This window comes from Bacillus cereus group sp. N11, assembly GCF_016483605.1.
GTDB classification, from domain to species: Bacteria; Bacillota; Bacilli; order Bacillales; family Bacillaceae_G; genus Bacillus_A; species Bacillus_A toyonensis.
In genome coordinates, this window is the sequence record NZ_JAEHBN010000009.1 from 154363 (window position 1) to 174858 (window position 20496).

Here is a 20496-nt window from a genome sequence, read left to right on the forward strand (position 1 = left end):
ATAGTTTTGTATATTAAAGGTTATTTAAATTATATTTTTACGAAGGTACTAGAGGGAGTGCTATCATGTATAGTGTGGTTGAAACTGCAAAAGAGAACAATTTAAGTCCTTATCATTCTCTTTGATATTTGTTTGAAACGCTCTCCAATATAGATCTAAACCATTATGAAGAAAAATCTGCGTTGGATTTTCTTTTCATTGGTCTTAGTTGTGGGAGGAGCCCTAGTGTTGTGTTATAACTCTGGAATATTGACATATCTAGGAGGACCTATAGATTTCGGTTAATTATATGAAATGAAAAATCAAGTCGTTATTTTTTGGATTCAGACTACCAGTATTTAAACTATTATTCACACTAAAAGAAGTACAAGGAGGAAGGTATATCTATTAAAATAGTGAGATATACCAAAGTAGAAATGAATATTAAATTTAACAAAAAAGTAGTAGCATTAACAGCAGGATTAACGGTATTATCTTCACCATTGGCATCATTTGCAGAGGAACAACAATCAGTAAACAATAAGCAACCTACAAGCGTCCAAGAACAAGGTAAAACAGACCAACTTCAAGCATCAGATGAACAGGCTTTAAAAAGTATTGAAGCTAGTTTTGAAGGGATAGATGGACGTGGTGGAGGTACTGTCGATAATAAGAAAGCAGACAGTCTTCAGCATTCAGAAGGTATTCATGAAGAAACGGGTACATTAACTGTTCCTAACAATTCAAACAGAACAAAACGTAGTCTGTCTTTCGCATCACCTAGAAGCTCTAGTACAATAAACGGTGTTCCATTCACTGAATGGATTGTTCCAGTAGGTAACGATAATATTCGTCCTCAAAACTACATGAGTCCAAAGTACATTACAATTCATGAGACTGATAATACAAGTGTAGGAGCAGGTGCTAGAAACCACGCTCAATATCTATATAACCAAGCAGTAGGGAACACAGACCGCGCTGCATCATGGCACTTTACAGTAGACGATAAAGAGATTTATCAACACTTACCATTAAACGAGAACGGGTGGCACGCAGGAGACGGTGATGGTCCAGGTAATAGACAATCTATTGCAATTGAAATCGCAGTTAACAGAGACGGTAACTACAGTAAAGCAGTAGATAACGCTAAGAAACTTGTAGCTTATTTAATGAAAGAAACTGGTGTACCATTAAATAATATCGTAAAACACCAAAGATGGAGTGGTAAAAACTGTCCTGCTAACATGATTAATAATGGACTATGGAATTCATTCGTAAATGGTGTTGAGGGGTATTATAATAACCTTTCTCAATCAACAAACGACATTATAACAGGCTGGCAACAAATTGATGGCAAGTGGTATTACTTTGATTCTACTGGTATCATGCAAACAGATTGGCAGCAAGTTGATGGTATTTGGTATTATTTAAACTCTTCTGGAGCCATGCAAACAGATTGGCAGCAAGTTAATGGTATTTGGTATTATTTTAATTCTTCTGGAGCTATGCAAACAGGCTGGCAACAAATTAATGGCAAATGGTACTATTTTAACTCAGATGGTTCATGGGATAGTTCGAAATAATAGATTTTCATGTAATTATTTTGGGGAAATAAAAATCAATACACGCCCGTATATTTATAATTAATGAAAAAGCTCTTCAAAATGCTAAAATGAAGAGCTTTTTCACTAAATTCACATCAATATTTACTTAATAATTTCTATTATGGTTTGCTACATAATGAATCCAATTGACAATTTTATTCTCCATTTCGATTAAGACCTCCCTTAGTCTAATTATTACAAATTTATCAATCGCACGATAAAAAAATATTCTCCTTTGAATTTGATATAAGTTTTATCTGGTTCAAAAGATTACTGTGCAGTTTTGTTTTTCTTCCCCCTACTTTTCTCATTGTTATATAATAAACATGAAATAGAACAAATTAGACGTAACATCCTTTTAGAAATGTGTCTTAAACAAACGTTTGTTTAAATTTCCCACAATTAATTGCTACATAATATAGGGGTACAGAAACATCGCCATCAAGTTAAGAAAAACGAGATACCCCCAAATCGAAAAAAATGAGGGCATCTTGTTTTATATATCCAGCTCAATTTCTTTGTTCATACAACAAAACTTGTATTTTTTCCCACTGTTACATGAACAACTCTCATAAATATTTGCTGGCCTTGAGCAATCTTTGATTGCTTTTTTTAAATCCGTCACATCTTCGTTGAATTCTAGTCCAACTATGTAGTAAAAATTGTATGCCTCACAAATCGCAGTCACTTTCTCTGCTCTTGCTTTAGACGAAACCTTTACGATGATAGGACGTTCTTTAGAACCTAATGGATACATGTCCGCTTCCCTCTTTCCTTTTTCTTTCTATTGTATAAAATTTAAGAAAAAGCGGAGGAATATTTATGAAAAAACTATCTAGTTCTCAAGTGTTTCGACTGCGCTCAGAGGAATTACAACGCGTCTTTTCACCACAAGCATTAACAGAGCTTGCCAAACAAACTCAGTTTGTGCAACGTAACAGTAAATTCAGGGCACAAGATTTATCTGCCTTATGTATTGGGATGGGACAAGACATTGCGAGTTATTCTCTGACTTGACTATGTGGAAATTTGAAATCAGAAACCGGCGTCCTTATCAGGGGTACGGAAACGATTCAAAGAATAACCCGCCAAATCTGAATTTTTTTCCAATTTAGGATTTTTTATATATTTTATCTTGTAGTTTTCTATATGGAGTAGGACCATATATAGGCGTATCGCCAGCATTTCGGAAAAAAACCACGCTAAGAGTTTTTGAGTCATTTTAACCTTATTTTAAATTGGGGTGCATATAAAAGTAGGCTATTTTGAGTAAATTGGGGTGCGTTAGCAATCGATTTGAATAGTATTTCTCATTTTAATACAACACAAATGACATTGTGCTGCATTAAACACTCTTAACGTTGTTAAAATCACTTGTTTCTATGTCGAAATTTGCTTAATGTGGGTTTTTTCCGATTTGCGGTCTGTACCCTATCGCCATCAAACTAAGGCTTTGAAGTATCCCCTAAATGAAAAGTTTCTTTCTCTACAGTTAGTTATTTTGAGAAGTTAGCTCATTTATTCGTTTTGGGACGTTTGCTTTGCTTAAATTGATGGGCGTGGGGGTATGACATTCTCTGCAATACACAATAAAAGGAGAAACTATTCAATTAGTTTTTCCTTTTTATTTTGTCAAACAAATGTAACAAACGAAAGGCATACTTAGTTAAGTAATAAGAGAAGACAAATATAGGAGTCTGTACTTTCCCCTTTCTAAAGAGAGTGCTGAAACCACTTTACAATAACTAAACAATCCCTATTTTGTTGATCAATGAAAGGAGAAATCTACATGAATGATAATTCTGAATCCATGGATGAATATTTGAAAAAGCGGAAACAGAAAAAACGTCGACGAAGATTTGTTGTTATACCATTACTCTTTCTCATTTTTTTGGGAAGTTTTTACGGTGGCCATATATTTATGAAAGCTAGGGCTGTTATAAAGGATGCGTATGCAGAATTAGATAGAGGGAACAAATCGGATAAACGTCAAACGGCAGTTGACCCCCTAAAAAATAATATTTCAATTTTAATTATGGGCGTTGATGAAAGTGAAGGGCGAAAAAAACAATATGGAGAAGCAGTTCGTTCAGATGCCCTATTATTAGCCACTATTAATAAAGATAGTAAATCAGTGAAGTTATTAAGCATTCCACGCGATTCTAGAGTATTTATTCCCTCAAAGAATATAAAGGATAAAATTGGGCATGCACATGCATATGGTGGTGTCGATGGTACAATTAATACAATAGAAAATTTTTTAGATGTTCCAGTTGATTACTATATAAAATTCAACTTTGAATCATTTACCAAAATTGTAGATTCTTTAGGTGGTATTGATGTTGATGTTCCAATAACGTTTACTGAACAAGATAGTAAAGATCAAGCTGGTGCTATCCATCTTGAAAAGGGTATACAACATTTGGATGGAGAACAAGCTCTTGCTTTAGCAAGAACGCGAAAAATTGATAGTGACTTTATGAGGGGAAAACGACAACAATTAGTACTTGAAGCCATCGCAAAAAAGGCATTATCTGTTGGTTCTATTCAAAAATTAGGTAATATATTAGATGCGGCTCATGGTGATATTAAAACAAATTTAACATTTGAGGACATGGGAGTAGTTGCTAAAAATATGATGGGGAGTAACTTAGTATTAGATAAAATGCAGATAAAATGTGAGGATCAATATATAAATGGCGTTTATTATGCTGTTCCTAATAAACAAAGTGTTGATGAAATTTCAAATCAATTGAAAAAACATCTTAATGTAACAAACAGTTCAAATCATAAAAGTTTGTAAAAAAACCAACTACTTCATGAAGTAGTTGGTTTTTTAATAGTATATTATCCCTGGAAAATCCAATTTGAGGAAATAATTAAAAGTTCATTTTATTAAAGATGTCACTTGGTTGTAACAAACTACTATTATTATTGCATTGAGTGAAAGATATATACAAGCGTATAAAAAAATTAGAATTTGATAGGGCTATCTATTAAATGGATATTTCGTAAGTTTAAGTGAGTTATTTGTTAGGAGGAAAAGCAATTGTATAATAAAACAATTTTGGTTACTGGTGGTACAGGCTCTTGGGGGTACGAACTTATCAAACAATTATTAAAAGAATCCCCTAAAGAAATACGAATCTTTTCAAGAAATGAAACGGTTCAATTTGAAATGCAACAACAATTTAATAATCATGATAATTTTAAATTTATTATTGGAGATATTCGTGATAAAGAGGCGTTAGTTTCTGCTTGTAAAGGTGTTCATTATGTGTTTCACCTTGCCGCTTTGAAACATGTTCCAGTATGCGAATACCAACCTTATGAGGCAATTAAAACGAATATAAATGGTACAGAAAATGTAATTGAAGCATCCATTCAAAATAATGTAGAAAAAGTAATATATGTTTCAACTGATAAAGCTGCTGACCCATCTAACACATATGGGATGACAAAAGCAATTGGGGAAAAACTAATAATCCATGCAAATTTACAATCAAGTAAAACAAAGTTTATTTGTGTCCGAGGTGGAAATGTTTTAGGTTCAAATGGAAGTGTAGTACCTATTTTTAAGAATCAAATTAAGGAATATTCAAAAATAGGTATTACAGATTTTGATATGACTAGATTTTTCTTAACAATTGAAGAGGCAGTGGAATTGTTATTTAAAGCAACAAAAGAAGGAAAAGGTGGAGAAATATTTGTAATGAAAATGCCAGCTTGTAAAATCACTGATTTGGCAGAAGTTTTAATTGAAGATTCTCAGAACACAGATGTACAAATAAAGGAATTAGGGATTCGTCCCGGTGAGAAATTAAGTGAAATTTTGCTTTCTGAAGTTGAAAGTAAAACGAGTATATGTTTTGGTGAAGATTATTTTGTAGTATTGCCTACTATTCATATAGAAGGTCTTCAGGAACACTATTCCAATTATCCACCTGTTACACTATCGAATTATAGTTCTCAACAGGAGTTTCTACAAAAAAGTGAAGTGAAGAAAATGTTGAAAAAGGGAGGTTTCATATCATGAAAAAAGATGCATGTCTTTTGATTACGGGTGTAAATGGTTTCACCGGACGACACACGTATCAATATTTTTCAAAGATGGGTATAAACGTAATTCCCATGTTCCAAACACATTCTCGTACAATTAAGCTTCCGAATAGTGTTGTGTGTGATTTGACAAATAAAACAGAAGTGATGAACTTAATTAAGAGAATAAAACCTGATTATGTATTACATCTAGCAGGACGGAATTCTGTTTTAGAATCATGGAAGAATCCTCTTGAGAGCATGGAAGTCAATATAATGGGAACTTCTTATTTATTAGAATCACTGAGACAAGAGGTTCCAAATTGTAAAACGCTTATTTTAGGCTCAGCGCTACAGTATGATTTAACCAAAAATACAATACCTCCACATCCATATAGTTTAAGCAAAACAATGCAAGCACTGATTGCGGATGCATGGGGCGAATTAATGGGCTCGAATATCGTTATAGCAAAGCCTTCCAATCTAATTGGACCAGGTGAATCTACAGGGATATGTTCTCTTATTGGAAGGAAACTAGTAGATATTAAGATGGGGAAATGTGAGCCGATCATTGAAGTTAACGATCTCCAAGATGCAAGAGATTTTTTAGATGTTCGTGATGCAGTTGCTGCGTATCATGTATTACTATGTGAAGGTGAAAAAGGAAAGAAATATAATATTGGATCGGGTATAAAACGTTCATTATTAGAAGTATTAAATGTGTATAAAGAAATAACGAACTTAGATTTTCGGGTACGAGAAACAAATAATGTGAAGAGCAAAGATCAATATGATTTAGTTTTACATGATATTAGAAAACATGGCTGGTCTCCTAAAATTCAATTCATAGATTCATTGCAAGATATATGGGAATACATGAGCAAACGATAAAGGAGAAGTATAAAATGGCACTTCATTCTAAAAATAAGATAGATATATTTTCTATAGATATGAAAGGTAACGATACCATAAATGTATCTATTTTTGATTTATTAGATTGGAATGATCAAGAAAAACATGCAGCACTATTACTGAAAAAAATAAAGGAATGTGTAACGTTTATTGAGAGTAAAGAGATTTACGGAAAAATTCCAGGAATAGTAGGAAGAAGTAAATTTGTCATACTGATATTTACTAAGTTTGAATGTAGTGAATTTGGAAATGACCTTTATGAAATTGTAGAGGATCTTTTACTAGATAAAGGATATGAACTAAAGGTTTATCAAACAAATCAACTATTTGAACTACTCACCACTTAACGTCCTTACGGACTGTTTGAAGTGGGAGATTCCTGTGAACACCGATGTATCCACCGGTTATCTTAACAGGCTCTACCCGTAGTCCCTACGGTGAGAACATAAGTATCTTGTACGTTGACTCACCACACTACCTACTTTGGCATGGTTTTCGCAACTTCGGCAAGCGTGGGTCGATAGAACGTTGAAGATTTTACGGTTGCAACGTTTTTCTGCAACCAACCTCATATCTTCAGTTTTCGAAGAGCAATTTGTACAAGTAAATGATAGCAAACATGTTGGCATATGCCAACCGACATTCATCTCCCACCTAAAATTGGTGTTTCACACCTTCACATTTTTGAGGAAGGAGTCTTCTGTCGGAGAACGATAAAAAGTTTAATCAATTAGGAACTTCAATAAATAGTAAAAGAGAAAAATAATTTTCAATTGCTTTTGCCGCATTCATTAGGAGCAAATAAAACATGGACTATGTGACAGAGCTTAGAAAAATTATAGGACATCGCCCTTTGATTTTAGTTGGAGCTGTTGTTATTTTAATCGATCATGAAAATCGTATCTTATTACAGAAAAGAAAGGAACCAAACGGTCTATGGGGAATTCCTGGAGGGCTAATGGAACTAGGAGAATCCATTGAAACTACTGCAAAAAGAGAAGTTCATGAGGAAACAGGGTTGCTAGTAGAGGCTCTTACGTTATTTAATGTATTTTCTGGGGAAGCATATTTTAGAAAGCTGGAAAATAAAGATGAATTTTATGCGGTTACCGTTGTGTATAGCTCTAATAAATTTAAAGGAAAATTGCAAATATCAGATGATGAATCTTTAAATTTACATTTTTATAAGGTTGATAACTTGCCAGAAGCTATGCTAAGTACACATAAAAACATTCTTTATGACTTCTTGAAAAAAACGGATGTTTAGTAGTTTGGTTTGAGAACTCTTGAGATGATAGAAATGGTTAAGGAAAGGAAAGAAAATTAAATCTCAATTAATCTAGACCTGAGTATTTTACTAAAAAATAAAGGTGGAATCATGTATGCGTAAAAGAATTCTATTCACTGGAGGCGGTACAGCTGGACATGTCATGGTTAATGTTGCGCTAATCCCTAAATTTATTAAAAAGGAATGGGATGTTCAGTATATTGGATCTCACAATGGAATTGAAAAATCATTAGTTACAAATGTACCGTATCATAGTATTTCAACAGGAAAACTTAGGCGGTATTGGGATTGGGATAATATAAAAGATCCTTTCAAAATTATAAAGGGATGTTTACAGAGTTATAGATTAATTAAAAAAATGAAACCAGATGTTGTGTTTTCAGCGGGTGGATTTGTATCTGTTCCTGTAGTTATAGGGGCGCGTTTGAATAAGATACCTATTATTATACGTGAACCAGATAGTACTTTGGGACTTGCTAATAAAATAGCTCTTCCTTTTGCAACGAAAATATGTACAACTTTCCCTGATACAGAAAAAAATTTAAAATCCGAAAAAACAACTTATATCGGTCCAATTGTTAGAGAGGAAATTTTAAAAGGTAATAGATTAAGCGGAAAAGCCTTTTGTAGATTTCAACTAAATAAACCTATTCTACTTGTAATGGGGGGAAGTCAAGGGGCACAGTGGATTAATGATATAGTGAGAGGCAATTTGGATAAATTGCTGATGGAATTTAATATTGTTCATATGTGTGGAAAAGGGAAAGTGGATGCATCTATTAATATGGAAGGGTACAAACAATTCGAATATATAGGAGAGGAGTTACCAGATATACTTAATCTGGCTAGCATAGTGGTTTCAAGAGCGGGTTCTAGCGCTATATCTGAACTGTTGGTTTTAAAAAAGCCAATGCTTCTCATTCCACTTACTAGTGGTTCAAGTAGAGGAGATCAAATTATAAACGCAAAATACTTTGAACGTTCAGGGTATGCTGAAGTATTACTTCAAGAAGACACAAAATATGATACGTTTATTCGCGCAATAAAAAAATTATATGAAAATAAAGAAAAGTACATTCAAAATATGAATAATTCCAAAAGTAAAAATAACGAGGGGATAAATCAGTTAGTTGATTTAATAAGTGAAACGTGTCAACCTAACTGAGGAATTTGAGTTGGGATGTATAGTCTTATTCCTTCATGTAATCAATTGATCGAGGAGGATAAAACTGTGAAACATCTAAGAAAATTCTTAAAAAGGTTTTTAATCCTTTTTTGTATTTTCATTCTTATTGGTATAGGTATATTATTCGGTACCGAATATGGTCGAGGGCTTCGTATAACCGTTGCTGAGAGTATACTGACTTCTCAACATCCACAATACGTAAAGTACACCTTCTTATCTCAAAAAGAGTTAGATAAATTGAGAGAAATTATTAATAATCCTAAATGGGAAAATAGTAATAATGGAATCTATAAAAGAATAGCAGAAAAAAGATTAAAAGAATTAAAAAACCAACCCTTAAAAATTGATGTAGAGACCATTAAAAGTAACAAAACCAGTCGCTTTCATTTTGAGGGGAAATTAATTACTATTAGTAATCCTTTTAATGTCAAACTTGTTACCCATCAAGGTACACAGGGAAAAGACAAGGGAGAAAAAATTAGCGTAATGGCAAAAAGAAATGATGCGATTGTTGCTGTGAATGCGAGTGGATTTGCTGATGAAACTGGAAGAGGCGGGGGAAGTATGGCAACTGGAATTGTAATAGAAGATGGAAAAATTATCGAAACAAATCACGATAAGGATTCTCCTGCAATCATTACTGGATTAACAAAATTTGGTCAAATGATAACTGGAAATTACTCTCCACATCAACTATTAGATAAACAAGTTGTTTCTGCAGCAGGGTTCATGCCACAGTTAATTGTAAACGAAAAAAGAATGATAACAGAAGGTGATGGAGGTTGGGGGTCTGGACCGCGTAGTATAATGGCCCAGAAAAAAGATGGCTCCATTATGTTTCTAGTTATAGATGGTCGACAATCGCAAAGTATTGGAGCTACGTTGAAAGAATGTCAAGATATTTTGTATGAAAAAGGAGCTATAAATGCAATGGCTATGGATGGAGGATCTTCCGCTACCCTATATTTAGGGGGAAAAGTTAGAAATTCACCTTCTACTTTATCTCATGAGGACCGATTCTTACCAAATGCTTGGACGGTAACTGCACATCCAAAACAAAAAGTACAAATAAAAATAGATGGGGAAATTACGGATTTTAATTCATTAAAAGATCTAGACTAAAATATAATAACTAATCAAAACGATTCTGGTGCAAAAATACTCGGTTGACAAACTCTCCAAGTAGACAATTCTGTCCCCTTGGAGAGTTTGTCCTTTTTATCATATGTATGACTTCGATTTCAGCTAATGTTTTGTTTTCTAAAATGAATCATCTCCGCTTTAAATGGAGTGATGAACTTATTCCGCCGTGGTATTCCAATGTTTTTCTATTTCAACTCAATTTCTATATGAGTAACTAGACCATAAAAATATATCGAGGCATAGGATTTAATAGGGAGGAAAGTTATGAGTAAACTTGCTCAAAAATTATTTATAAATATATCAATTATAATCTTTTTTATTTTTACACTATCATTATTATTGACAAACTATTTTTTACCTAAATATTACTTATATAAAACAAGAGAAAAAGTTAATATTGTGACGACACAAATACAAAATCAATCAAAGGAACAATTTGTAAATAACATTCAAGATATGGAGCAAAAGTATAATCTGACCATTGTGTATACACCTATAACAAAAAAACCAGAAGATTTGATTTGGTCTTTACGTGAGGAACTTTCAAAGAAACGAGTTACATTAAATCGTTTTTGGATTGGAATAGAAAAATTAAAACAAGTAGAAAAAAGCGGAAAAACTGGTGAACTATATGATCAAGGAAAATTAAAGGCCCAATTCTTTGCTAATTTACTCTCAAAAGAAGATATGTTTATTGTGGTAGGGGTATCTATGGCTCACTCTGACGAAATCATAAATATGTTTAATGAACTTAATATTTTTATATTTAGTGTTGCTGTTGTTATAGTAATCGTATTAGTATGGATACAATCTAAAAAGATTACTGATCCGTTAAAGCAACTGAGTATTGTTACAAAAGATATTTCAAGCTTAAATTTTAAACAAACTAATATAAAAACCAATGATGAAATTCAAGATCTGGCTGAGAGTATAAATATAATGAGTAATAAACTATGCCAGGCCCATCACGATTTAACTCACAGAAATGAAAATTTAAAAAGAGTTATGGGTGATATTACACATGAATTAAAAACGCCTATTTCATTGATTAAAGCATACTCTCTTGGAATCAAAGACGGGTTAGATGACGGAACATATCTAGAGACTGTTATTAAACAAACTGATAACATCTCAAAGTTAATTGAAGAACTTTTGAAATTTGCAAAAATAGAACGAAATGAATTAAAAAAAGAACAATTTAATATAGTATCACACATTCACAATGTTTTAGAAGCGCATGAAATTGAAATGAAATCCAAAAATATAGATGTGTTTTTTAAATATCCACAAGATAAGATACTTATATTTGGTGATAAAGAAAAAATAGAAATGGTTTTTAATAACTTTATTTCAAATGCAATTAGATATACAGCAAATCAAAAGATAGAAATTAAGTTAGAGGAGTCTCGTGAACAGTTGTTGTTTAGTATAAAAAACGGAGTAGAATTTTCAACTACAACTCAAATTGAAAAAATTTGGGAACCATTTTTTGTCTTAGAAAGCTCTAGAAGTAAAGACATATCTGGAACAGGTTTAGGTTTAGCGATTGTAAAAGGAATATTAGAAATGCATGATTTTCAATATGGCATTTACACTACAGAAGATGAAATAGAATTTTATGTGTATATGCAAAAGAGCCTAGAATAAATTAATATTGTCTAATTATCAGTGCGATTTAGAATGCAATCATAATAGTTTGTTTCTTTAAAAATTTGCATCTTATCAAAGATAAAAATATTATGGAACATGGAATGTATACCACGTAAAGCATCTACGGCACGTGAGATATATACGGCAAACATAAATAATAATGAAGTATTGATTACAGGGGCTGAAAATACAATTGAGCAAATGAAATATGAGATTGCAAAAGACTTTGACGCGCAACTCGATCTAGATAACATTTTTCTTGAAAATTGTTCTGTTTGTTAGGAAATTACAAAATGTTTAGTAACTATGACTGAACAATAACTTGTTGGTCAATTTACTCATTCATAATAGGGTAAGACATCTTAGACAACGATAAGTGGTAGCATATATTCTTTTAGTTGAATTTGGTTTATAAAAATCTTCATTTAAATAAATGATGGCATAAAAGCGTCCAAATAATATGCTTTTTTCTTTGTTGTAAAAAATACACAATAAGTATAGGTTTGGGTATAGTTATATTGATTGTGTAATTACCAATCTAAATGTTTAAACAAATGCTTGATTAGATATTTATAAAATATTTCAATATTGGGGTAACACGCTATCGCCATGTGAAGTGCCGGTTTGCTAGATCCTCTGGATTTCAAACATTTTGCCATGCTATACCGTACGATAAAGAGAATCGAAACCATTCATACCCTATACAAACAAAGGCGGAGTCTTCAAATAGACTCCGCCTTTTCAGCGTACAATGAACTACAACAATTACTAACCACGGCCTAAATGGTTTGCCGCATTTATATACATAAAATAAAAGTAATACATGTATGAAAGAATTTTTATATTTATGAAAGACTTTTGTAACACTTTTGAGAGATAAATGAAAGATGTATTAGATATGATGAAGTTGTTCTTAATAGTAGGTGTTCTAACTCACCTAAAAATCAAGGAGGAAAAATAATAATGAAGAAATTGAAGCCAGCACTTAGTGTATTAGGTAGTGTATCGATGGCACTGACTTTAGCATCTCCTGCTTTAGCAGACATAAAACAGCCGAATGCAGGAAGCACAATTGAAATGTTCAAAGAGGATGCAAATGCAAAAGAAGGAAAAGATCTTATCTATGGAACTGATGGAAAAAAGGGAAAGATGTCTACTGAAAAAATTGAAATACAAAATAACGATTGGGATCAAGATGGTATTTCTAACGACTTAGAAATAAAAGGCTATAAAATTGAGTTCAATCGACAAACCGGGAAAAATGAAGCACAGGCATGGGATCCAGAGCGAGACAAGGATAAATTAAAATTTATTACAAATCCTATGAGCGCGAATTCTGATGGAGATCCTTTTACAGATGCATATGAAGTTCAGTATTATGGCAGTAACTCTGATACTGAGTTTAATCCAATGGTTGCAAATATACCGAATTTGCAAGTTGGTATAAAACGTATTGGGGTTACTCCTCTTGCGGCTATTACGGATTCAAACGGTGGGTCCATTGATAAAGGTTGGGAAAAAAGTGTATCGACACAACATTCGTTTGGTGTAGGAGCAGGTGTCGAAGGTGGTGTAGAAGGTTCCGCAGCCGGTCCTGTTCCTTCTGGGAAGGCCTCATTAAATGTGAGCTATGGATACTCGAAAACATCAACAGATACCGAAAGATATTCTTCTAATATAGATTGGTCTACCGCAAAAACTGTTGATTCAGCAAAAGCAGCAAAAGTGAGCTTACAGTTAGAATATAAAAATACAGGGACGGCGTCTGCTCAAAATGTTTCTCCTCATTTTAACATTCGTTTAGGAGACAAGATTATCAGTACAGTAAAGGCAACACAAGATCGTTATAAAGCAAATCAGTTAAGTACAGAAAAAGGTGGAAGAAATACAACAGAAGTATTGATAGACAGTGTAGATAATCAAGCAGATGTAAATATTTACTTGTCGTTGGATGAATTGAAAGCTGTTGAACAAGGTGCAATTCTTTCTGTTGAAGTCCTACCTACGAGTACAATGGAATTGTATATTGAGAAAGATGGAGAATTTATGACTTTAGGAGATTCAGGAAAATTTGAATCTCGTGTAAATGCTTCGACTACAATACTAGAGACTGATATCGGGAACAAACCGAAGTTTAGAATGTATGCACCAGAAGGTGTTGGTAGTGATACAAATTTAACGTTTAACGAGGTTCTGAAGCATGTTAAAGTAGATTCTAAAAAGATAAATGAATTTATAGATAATAGCAGAGGAGATCAAGTTATCATTGCGAAAGAGAATCTAGAAAATGCTAAAAAATCTTATGTTTCGAAAGGCGCAAAAGTCGGTGTTTTCACAAAAATTCAGCAACCGGAATTGTCATATAGTGCTTATGATCCATTTACGAAAAAGTTTTATGCAGCAGTCGTACCTGGATTATTCGGAGCGAGTAATGAAGTCTCTGTTTCTTTTGAAAATAAAAAATCCAAACAAACACAACAAGTAACATTAGTGAGAAAGGGAAACGTGTATGAGTCTAAAGAAACTGTAAGTTTGAATGATTTCAATCCATCACAAGAAGTTACATTTGAAATCAATGATGCACAAAAGAAACTTCCGACACAAAAAATCTCTACAGTTGTTACGTATAATAAAGAATATGAAAATTATTTGACCCATCGATTCAGCGAAGAGCATATTGTAGAAGGAACTCCTTATACTCTGCAGCTTGGTGGATATCCTGTGCTCAGTTATAAAGGAAATGATAAGTGGCAATACCTTGCATCTGGTGGGAATTACACGCAATCAGTTAATGTAATCATTGAAAGAAAAGGGCAGCCTAAACCTGGACAACCAATCAAAGCAGGTGAAGAGGTACACATTAAAGTTCAAAATAGTGCTTATTCAGGCTATGAATATTTAAAACTTCAAGATAAGTATATCCATTTTGACCAAAAACAAAATGCAAGTACTTTTAGATTTAATCGTGTACATAGCCCAGGCCACCCTGATTACCAGAGAGAATGGAGCCTACAATCTGATGGCAACGAGATAGGGTTTTCTACTTATGATGGTGGTTATATCTCATATGGTAATGATATACAGAAATATCGTGGTGAGATTAAAGATAGATGGAGTTTCGCCAAAGCTAAGTAAAAGGGAACGGTTTTGTTGCAAAGTTTAAAAAACATCGGTAATGGACTGAACCCAAAAAGTTAGAAATAAGAATGTAGGCTGCTAATAGGGAATGAGTTCGATATTGAACTCATTCCTTTTAATGTATCCTTCATTCGTTTGTTCTTGTAATCATGTATGTAAAAATCCATAGCTAAAGCAGTGGTTTTTTACTATGAAAATCTTGGAAAACAGATACACAATAAAAAATCTGATTTAAATTTTCGATTTATATGATTGGGATACTACTATTTTAAGTGTTTATCTAGTCATATAAGTAATCAAATACTAAAATTATCATCTAGATTATATTGGCACTTTTAATCGTTTTCAGTGACCATAAGACCAAAGTGTAGGATTCTGATTTAGATCTACGATTAGTCGTTACATCTTTCTATCTGAATTTTATATCTGTATTAGATGAAAGCATATAAGAGAACCTTTTGTATTATTGGTGAAAAGAAGAGAGGCTTACAGATGAAAAAAAGAATTTTAATCGTAGAAGATGAAGAAAATATTCGAGAAGTATGCAAACGGTATTTAGAAAGAGAAGAATATGAATTATATACCGCTGTAAATGGCACAGAAGGTTGGGATTTATTCCTTACGTATCAACCAGATTTAATTATTTTAGATTTGATGATGCCGAAAAAAGATGGATGGGAATTATGCGAGGAAATTCGTCAACAATCAAATGTACCTATTATTATGTTAACTGCTAAAGGCGAGGAACGGGATCGAATTTTAGGACTAACAATGGGTGCAGATGATTATGTAACAAAGCCGTTTTCCCCTCGTGAATTAGTACTAAGGGTTCAAATTGTACTAAGAAGAGTCAACCAGATACCGGTACAAGCAAAAGAATCCTTATCAGAAGTGATAGAATTTCCAGATTTGAAAATTTATCCAAAGACGAGATGTGTATTGGTTTGTGAACATGAAGTGGATTTAACAACGAAAGAGTTTGAGGTACTTTATGTCATGGCAAAGCATCCAAAACAAGTATTTTCTCGCTCACAACTTCTTGAATGCATTTGGGGTACTGAATATGAAGGGATTACAAACACAGTCACCGTGGTAGTGAGCCGTTTACGTGACAAGCTGGAGAAACATACGATAAAGAATCGTTGGATTCATACAGTTTGGGGCATAGGATATCGTTTTGAACCAAATGGAGGAAATGAAACATGAGATTACGTATTCAATTGTTATTGATGAATGTATTAAGTACCAGTATTATGGTACTTGCTATATGGTATAGTGAGACGAAAATGTTACTTGAACCAGAACAAACAAGGCTATTAACAATAATTGCGGTTGTGGCATTTATAATTTCTACGTTTATTTACTGGTTAATGACACGCCCTATCATGAGATCTATCAAAAATTTAATGACATTAACGAAACAATTTAGTGATAGACAATTTGAAACAATATATATAATTGGAAAAGAACCACAGGAGTTTAAAGAATTAGCAACAGCCTTTCAACAGATGGCAAAAAAATTAGAAGAAGGGTTTACTAGGTTAGAAGAAGGAGAAAATGCACGTAAGGAGCTGATTACAAATATTTCACATGACTTACGAACGCCTATGGCTAGCATACAATTGATGATAGAAGCGTTACAAGATAACCTGATTGAAGATCCTGAAATGAGAAAGCAATACTTAGCGACGATCTTAAAAGAAATAGAAAGATTAAGTGGATTAATCAATGACTTATTTGAACTTTCAAAGTTAGAGTTTGAACAAGTAGATTTTTATCCAAGTTTCACACATATAGATAAAGTTCTATTAGATGTATTAGAGTCACATTCTGTCTTATTAGAAGACAAACAGATTAATTTACAATTGCAGGTTCCTGATAGATTACCCCGACTATTAATTATGCCGTGTAAAATAGCAAGGGTCATAGGTAATTTGTTAGATAATGCTATTCGATATTCCCCTGTCTCTGGAACAATTGAGTTGATTGTTGAGGAAAATAAGCAAAATCAACAAGTCCAGTTCATTTTGCGTGATGAAGGAGAAGGAATTTCTCCAAATGACCAACTACGCGTATTTGAACGCTTTTTTAGGACTGATCAATCAAGAAGTTCACAATCTGGAGGATCTGGTCTTGGACTAGCCATTGCAAAATCATTGATTGAAAAGCATAAAGGAGAAATTGGTGTGAGAGATCGCACAGATGGAAAACAGGGAAGTGAATTTTGGTTTACTCTTCCCATCACATCAGAAAAAAATAAGAACGCTGAAAGACTTTTGTAACATTTATGAAAGAGAAATGAAAGACCTTCTTGTTAACATACTACTACACAGTATATTAACGGAGGTCTTTTACTTTATGAAAAGAAAATATATATGGTTTATAGGTGTTTTTATAATTGTCGTGGGAATGTTATGGTCTTTGTTCCGACCGGAGAAATTATTTATTGATAAGCAAGTGAATGAAGCGTTGCCACAGACAGAAATGCAATCAATGAAAACAAAACAAACTCAAGAACAAGTTCAGGATCAAGTTCAAGATCAAGTTATAAGTGCAGGTCAGTTTCAAAACGGTGTCCATGAAACAACTGGAACAGCAACAATCTATCAATTAGCGGATGGAAAACGTGTTTTACGCCTTTCTAATTTTTCAACATCTAACGGGCCAGATGTGCGAGTAGTATTAGTTCCTACAGATCGTTTAAAAAATAATGAAGATGTGAAAAACCACCAGTATATTGAATTAGGAAAGTTAAAGGGAAACAAAGGCGACCAAAACTATGAAATTCCTGAAGGGATAGATGTAAGTACATATGGCTCGGTTTCTGTTTGGTGTAAGAGATTTAATGAAAACTTTGGTGTTGCTTATTTTAAAAAGTAAGCAAGAACATAAAAGTGTGATTTGTGTAATATAAGTATCATCCTATAGAACAAGAAAATGATTAAATACAAAACGACTGCAACCAATGGAGATAGCAATTCATATTTCTTGTCTCTTATTTGAGGTTACCATATCAAAAAAAGAAAATTGTACGTTATCAAGATATAAATCCCCAAAAAAGCTTAAAATCAAAGGCCCTACATATTATATATGACTAATATGTTAGAGCCTTTAATTTTGGGCAATGAATTTTGAAACTAGATTTAAACAGTATTTTTCCCTATTTGGGTAGAAAAAAATAAAGTCCTATAAACGGTCGCTTATGGATATAAAGATGTTATGTGCTGAACATAATATCTTTATAAATTACTGTACGTTATATTAATCCAATTAAAAGATAAATGGCAGTTCCCCAAATAAACAGGGCAGAGCATTTGTTGAATATGTTCATTATACCTCCTGTACCATCTATCTTCTTCATGACTGTACCTGCGAGAGTTAATCCAAAGAACCAAATCCAAGATACTGTAATACATGTGATTGTAAAAATAGCTTGTTCCGGTCCGACATATTTTAATGCACTTGTTCCAATAACACCAACTATATCTAAGAGGGCATGAGGGTTTAATAAAGAAACCGATAAAGCAAAGATGACTTGTTGGCGGACTGGTAATGCTTTATTTGTTTCACTTGTTGTTGGCTCAGACCTCCAAATAACGTATCCCATGTAAAGTAAAAATAAAATACCAACAATCATTAGGCTAAGTCGTAGCCATTCAAATTGTAAAACGATAGTGGATAGCCCAAAAACAGCTAAAAGAATTAAAAAAGTATCACATAGTGCAGCTGTAACAGCCGCCGGAAGTGCTCGAATTAGTTTTGGCTGTGTGGCTCCTTGTGAAAATACAAATACATTCTGTACCCCTAAAGGTAAAATGAGTCCGAATGCTAAGATTATTCCATGAACAATGGCTTCCATATAATCAACTCCCTTTCAATTACTATCGTACTATGATAAAACTAAAAGAAAACAACCAATTGGATGGTTTTTTATCCACCCAATTTAGGAGGGGATTAGATGAAATGGAAACCAAATCGTCATTCTCATTTGACCGTTCAAGAGCAAATTGTAGATTGGATAAAGTCTCATATTGAGCGAGGTGATTGGACTGTCGGCACAAAAATTCCAACACAGCGCCAACTCGCAACACAATTTAATGTGAACCGAAGTACTGTGCAACTTGCGCTTGATGAATTAAGGGCGGATGGTTTGCTCGAATCTAAAGTGGGGTCAGGGGTATTTGTGGCCAATAATTCGTGGAATGTGCTTTTGAACAGATCTCAACCAAATTGGCAGCAACACATTGAATCAAGTATTCATAAACCAAACTACCACACGATTCAACTCATCAACGAATATGAGCAAATGGATCATATCATCCGTCTTGGAACAGGTGAATTATCACCAGAATTACTTCCAACGAAACAAATTGAACAATCGTTAAAAAAGATTTCACTTGAATCAAAGGCAATTGGCTATTCATCACCACAAGGAAGTGAAAAGCTTCGGGGAATTTTATGTAATTATTTAAAAAAACGCGGTATTCAAACAGCAACAGAGAACATATTAATTGTTTCAGGTGCACTTCAGGCACTTCAATTAATTGCAGTTGGATTATTAGAAGAAGGATCCATTGTCTTCCAAGAACAACCTTCGTATTTAAATTCTGTGCATCCCTTTCAATCCACTGGAATGCGTATGATTTCAGTTTTACGAGACGCACATTTGACAGGCAATTTACGTTCACTCAAAAGAAAAAGACAATCTTTATTTTACTGTGTGCCAACATTACATAATCCGACAGGATATACTTGGTCGGTAAAAGAAAAGAAAAACCTATACAATACATGCAAAGAGCTACAAATCCCGATTATTGAAGATGATGTGTATCACGAACTGTTATTTGAATCATCTTCTCCTGCCATAAAGTCATTTGATACATCAGGGCAAGTTCTTTATATCGGTAGTGTATCCAAAACGCTAAGTCCTGGATTACGGATCGGTTGGGTTGTTGCACCTTCACCTGTAATTGGGCGATTAGCTGATATTAAAATGCAAACAGATTATGGTTCAAGTGCCTTTTCCCAAGAAATCGTCGCACACTGGATATCATCTGGTTTATACGAAAAGCATCTGATTACACTTCGTAAACAATTGAAAAGAAGGGCTACATTTGTAGAAGAAATATTAGAACATCACTTTCAAAAAATCGCTACGTGGAAAAAGTCTGAGGGTGGTTTTTATATATGGCTCAGGTTTCATGAACCTATTGTAAATAAAGCGCTATTTTTAAAGTTACTTAAACAAAATGTTCTGATTAATCCAGGTTATATATATGATCCAAGCGATTTACACCATATTCGTCTTTCTTATGCTTACGCATCATTGGAAGAATTAAAAAAAGGATTAAATATTTTACTAGAACTAAGCCGGCATTAATTACTATCTTAAATGCATTAATACTCCATTTGTGTATTTCCCTAAAATATATATTATTGTATAAAATCCATGAAAAGACGTTAGTCCCCCTTTATCAGACTGTATGATTTTTTCTATGTGTCCAGAAAATCAAAGCATAGAATTCAATAATATCAAGTTTTTCTATCTATAATCACGT

18 protein-coding genes and 3 pseudogenes are annotated in these 20496 nt (G+C 33.3%); 19 read left to right on the plus strand and 2 right to left on the minus strand.

The window, feature by feature from the left end:
• Positions 1–44 precede the first annotated feature (44 nt).
• From JDS98_RS30750 to JDS98_RS30610, 3 genes and pseudogenes are all read left to right on the plus strand, one after another.
• Positions 45–239 (plus strand): annotated as a pseudogene (locus JDS98_RS30750) (hypothetical protein); the annotation flags it as partial.
• Between the two features lie 177 nt (positions 240–416).
• Positions 417–1427, plus strand: a pseudogene (locus JDS98_RS16715) (N-acetylmuramoyl-L-alanine amidase); the annotation flags it as partial.
• Positions 1425–1562 carry a hypothetical protein gene (locus tag JDS98_RS30610; RefSeq protein ID WP_081621537.1) on the plus strand — a complete coding sequence of 46 codons (138 nt, stop codon included), beginning with the start codon at positions 1425–1427 and terminating at the stop codon, positions 1560–1562. The pseudogene JDS98_RS16715 and the gene JDS98_RS30610, both read left to right, overlap by 3 nt.
• A gap of 517 nt (positions 1563–2079) precedes the next feature.
• Here JDS98_RS30610 and JDS98_RS16720 read toward each other — a convergent pair.
• Positions 2080–2340, minus strand: coding sequence for a DNA-binding protein (locus tag JDS98_RS16720; RefSeq protein ID WP_199634100.1), 261 nt, complete (start codon positions 2338–2340; stop codon positions 2080–2082).
• A 65-nt stretch (positions 2341–2405) separates the two neighbouring features.
• Between JDS98_RS16720 and JDS98_RS16725 the strand changes: the two genes are divergently transcribed.
• The 15 genes and pseudogenes from JDS98_RS16725 to JDS98_RS16790 all read left to right on the plus strand — a co-directional run bounded on the left by JDS98_RS16725 (position 2406) and on the right by JDS98_RS16790 (position 17818).
• Positions 2406–2600: a hypothetical protein gene (locus JDS98_RS16725; protein WP_199634101.1), complete on the plus strand. Its 195-nt coding sequence runs from the start codon at positions 2406–2408 to the stop codon at positions 2598–2600.
• A 772-nt stretch (positions 2601–3372) separates the two neighbouring features.
• Positions 3373–4386: an LCP family protein gene (locus JDS98_RS16730; protein ID WP_199634102.1), complete on the plus strand. Its 1014-nt coding sequence runs from the start codon at positions 3373–3375 to the stop codon at positions 4384–4386.
• Positions 4387–4632: 246 nt separating this feature from the next.
• Positions 4633–5619: a UDP-N-acetylglucosamine 4,6-dehydratase family protein gene (locus JDS98_RS16735; protein ID WP_199634103.1), complete on the plus strand. Its 987-nt coding sequence runs from the start codon at positions 4633–4635 to the stop codon at positions 5617–5619.
• Positions 5616–6512 (plus strand): NAD-dependent epimerase/dehydratase family protein, encoded by an 897-nt coding sequence (locus tag JDS98_RS16740; protein WP_199634104.1) that lies wholly within the window; start codon positions 5616–5618, stop codon positions 6510–6512. The genes JDS98_RS16735 and JDS98_RS16740 overlap by 4 nt, the downstream gene beginning before the upstream one ends.
• A 14-nt stretch (positions 6513–6526) precedes the next feature.
• Complete coding sequence (locus JDS98_RS16745) at positions 6527–6880, plus strand: DUF6572 domain-containing protein (RefSeq protein WP_199634105.1); 354 nt, start codon at positions 6527–6529, stop codon at positions 6878–6880.
• 461 nt (positions 6881–7341) lie between these two features.
• Positions 7342–7800 (plus strand): NUDIX hydrolase, encoded by a 459-nt coding sequence (locus JDS98_RS16750; protein ID WP_199634106.1) that lies wholly within the window; start codon positions 7342–7344, stop codon positions 7798–7800.
• 115 nt (positions 7801–7915) lie between these two features.
• The gene (locus JDS98_RS16755) at positions 7916–8986 is read left to right on the plus strand and encodes an undecaprenyldiphospho-muramoylpentapeptide beta-N-acetylglucosaminyltransferase (protein WP_199634107.1); all 1071 of its coding nucleotides are present in this window, start codon (positions 7916–7918) and stop codon (positions 8984–8986) included.
• Positions 8987–9052: 66 nt separating this feature from the next.
• A complete protein-coding gene (locus JDS98_RS16760; protein WP_199634108.1) occupies positions 9053–10129 on the plus strand; it encodes a phosphodiester glycosidase family protein in 1077 nt (358 codons plus the stop codon).
• Positions 10130–10414: 285 nt separating this feature from the next.
• Positions 10415–11797 carry a sensor histidine kinase gene (locus JDS98_RS16765; RefSeq protein WP_199634109.1) on the plus strand — a complete coding sequence of 461 codons (1383 nt, stop codon included), beginning with the start codon at positions 10415–10417 and terminating at the stop codon, positions 11795–11797.
• A 99-nt stretch (positions 11798–11896) separates the two neighbouring features.
• Positions 11897–12082 (plus strand): small, acid-soluble spore protein, alpha/beta type, encoded by a 186-nt coding sequence (locus JDS98_RS16770; protein WP_199634110.1) that lies wholly within the window; start codon positions 11897–11899, stop codon positions 12080–12082.
• Positions 12083–12402: 320 nt separating this feature from the next.
• Positions 12403–12583 (plus strand): annotated as a pseudogene (locus JDS98_RS30310) (IS6 family transposase); the annotation flags it as partial.
• A gap of 180 nt (positions 12584–12763) precedes the next feature.
• Positions 12764–14935 carry a binary toxin-like calcium binding domain-containing protein gene (locus JDS98_RS16775; protein ID WP_199634111.1) on the plus strand — a complete coding sequence of 724 codons (2172 nt, stop codon included), beginning with the start codon at positions 12764–12766 and terminating at the stop codon, positions 14933–14935.
• Between the two features lie 495 nt (positions 14936–15430).
• On the plus strand, positions 15431–16144 hold the full coding sequence (locus JDS98_RS16780; protein WP_199634112.1) for a response regulator transcription factor: 714 nt from the start codon (positions 15431–15433) through the stop codon (positions 16142–16144).
• A complete protein-coding gene (locus JDS98_RS16785; protein WP_199634113.1) occupies positions 16141–17220 on the plus strand; it encodes a sensor histidine kinase in 1080 nt (359 codons plus the stop codon). The genes JDS98_RS16780 and JDS98_RS16785 overlap by 4 nt, the downstream gene beginning before the upstream one ends.
• A 76-nt stretch (positions 17221–17296) precedes the next feature.
• Entirely contained in the window at positions 17297–17818 is a 522-nt protein-coding gene (locus JDS98_RS16790; RefSeq protein ID WP_199634114.1) for a DM13 domain-containing protein, read from the plus strand.
• A 376-nt stretch (positions 17819–18194) separates the two neighbouring features.
• On the opposite strand, the gene JDS98_RS16795 is transcribed toward JDS98_RS16790, so the two are convergent.
• Positions 18195–18797 (minus strand): LysE/ArgO family amino acid transporter, encoded by a 603-nt coding sequence (locus JDS98_RS16795; RefSeq protein WP_199634115.1) that lies wholly within the window; start codon positions 18795–18797, stop codon positions 18195–18197.
• 99 nt (positions 18798–18896) lie between these two features.
• On the opposite strand from JDS98_RS16795, the gene JDS98_RS16800 reads away from it, so the two are divergent.
• On the plus strand, positions 18897–20318 hold the full coding sequence (locus tag JDS98_RS16800) for an aminotransferase-like domain-containing protein (RefSeq protein WP_199634116.1): 1422 nt from the start codon (positions 18897–18899) through the stop codon (positions 20316–20318).
• The last annotated feature ends 178 nt before the right edge of the window (positions 20319–20496 follow it).

Bases quoted from the DNA above. Each gene is read 5' to 3' on its own strand.
- JDS98_RS30610 (WP_081621537.1), top strand. From the start codon at position 1,425: ATGCAAACAGATTGGCAGCAAGTTAATGGTATTTGGTATTATTTTAAT.
- JDS98_RS16720 (WP_199634100.1), bottom strand. From the start codon at position 2,340: ATGTATCCATTAGGTTCTAAAGAACGTCCTATCATCGTAAAGGTTTCG.
- JDS98_RS16725 (WP_199634101.1), top strand. From the start codon at position 2,406: ATGAAAAAACTATCTAGTTCTCAAGTGTTTCGACTGCGCTCAGAGGAA.
- JDS98_RS16730 (WP_199634102.1), top strand. From the start codon at position 3,373: ATGAATGATAATTCTGAATCCATGGATGAATATTTGAAAAAGCGGAAA.
- JDS98_RS16740 (WP_199634104.1), top strand. From the start codon at position 5,616: ATGAAAAAAGATGCATGTCTTTTGATTACGGGTGTAAATGGTTTCACC.
- JDS98_RS16745 (WP_199634105.1), top strand. From the start codon at position 6,527: ATGGCACTTCATTCTAAAAATAAGATAGATATATTTTCTATAGATATG.
- JDS98_RS16750 (WP_199634106.1), top strand. From the start codon at position 7,342: ATGGACTATGTGACAGAGCTTAGAAAAATTATAGGACATCGCCCTTTG.
- JDS98_RS16755 (WP_199634107.1), top strand. From the start codon at position 7,916: ATGCGTAAAAGAATTCTATTCACTGGAGGCGGTACAGCTGGACATGTC.
- JDS98_RS16765 (WP_199634109.1), top strand. From the start codon at position 10,415: ATGAGTAAACTTGCTCAAAAATTATTTATAAATATATCAATTATAATC.
- JDS98_RS16770 (WP_199634110.1), top strand. From the start codon at position 11,897: ATGGAATGTATACCACGTAAAGCATCTACGGCACGTGAGATATATACG.
- JDS98_RS16775 (WP_199634111.1), top strand. From the start codon at position 12,764: ATGAAGAAATTGAAGCCAGCACTTAGTGTATTAGGTAGTGTATCGATG.
- JDS98_RS16780 (WP_199634112.1), top strand. From the start codon at position 15,431: ATGAAAAAAAGAATTTTAATCGTAGAAGATGAAGAAAATATTCGAGAA.
- JDS98_RS16785 (WP_199634113.1), top strand. From the start codon at position 16,141: ATGAGATTACGTATTCAATTGTTATTGATGAATGTATTAAGTACCAGT.
- JDS98_RS16790 (WP_199634114.1), top strand. From the start codon at position 17,297: ATGAAAAGAAAATATATATGGTTTATAGGTGTTTTTATAATTGTCGTG.
- JDS98_RS16795 (WP_199634115.1), bottom strand. From the start codon at position 18,797: ATGGAAGCCATTGTTCATGGAATAATCTTAGCATTCGGACTCATTTTA.
- JDS98_RS16800 (WP_199634116.1), top strand. From the start codon at position 18,897: ATGAAATGGAAACCAAATCGTCATTCTCATTTGACCGTTCAAGAGCAA.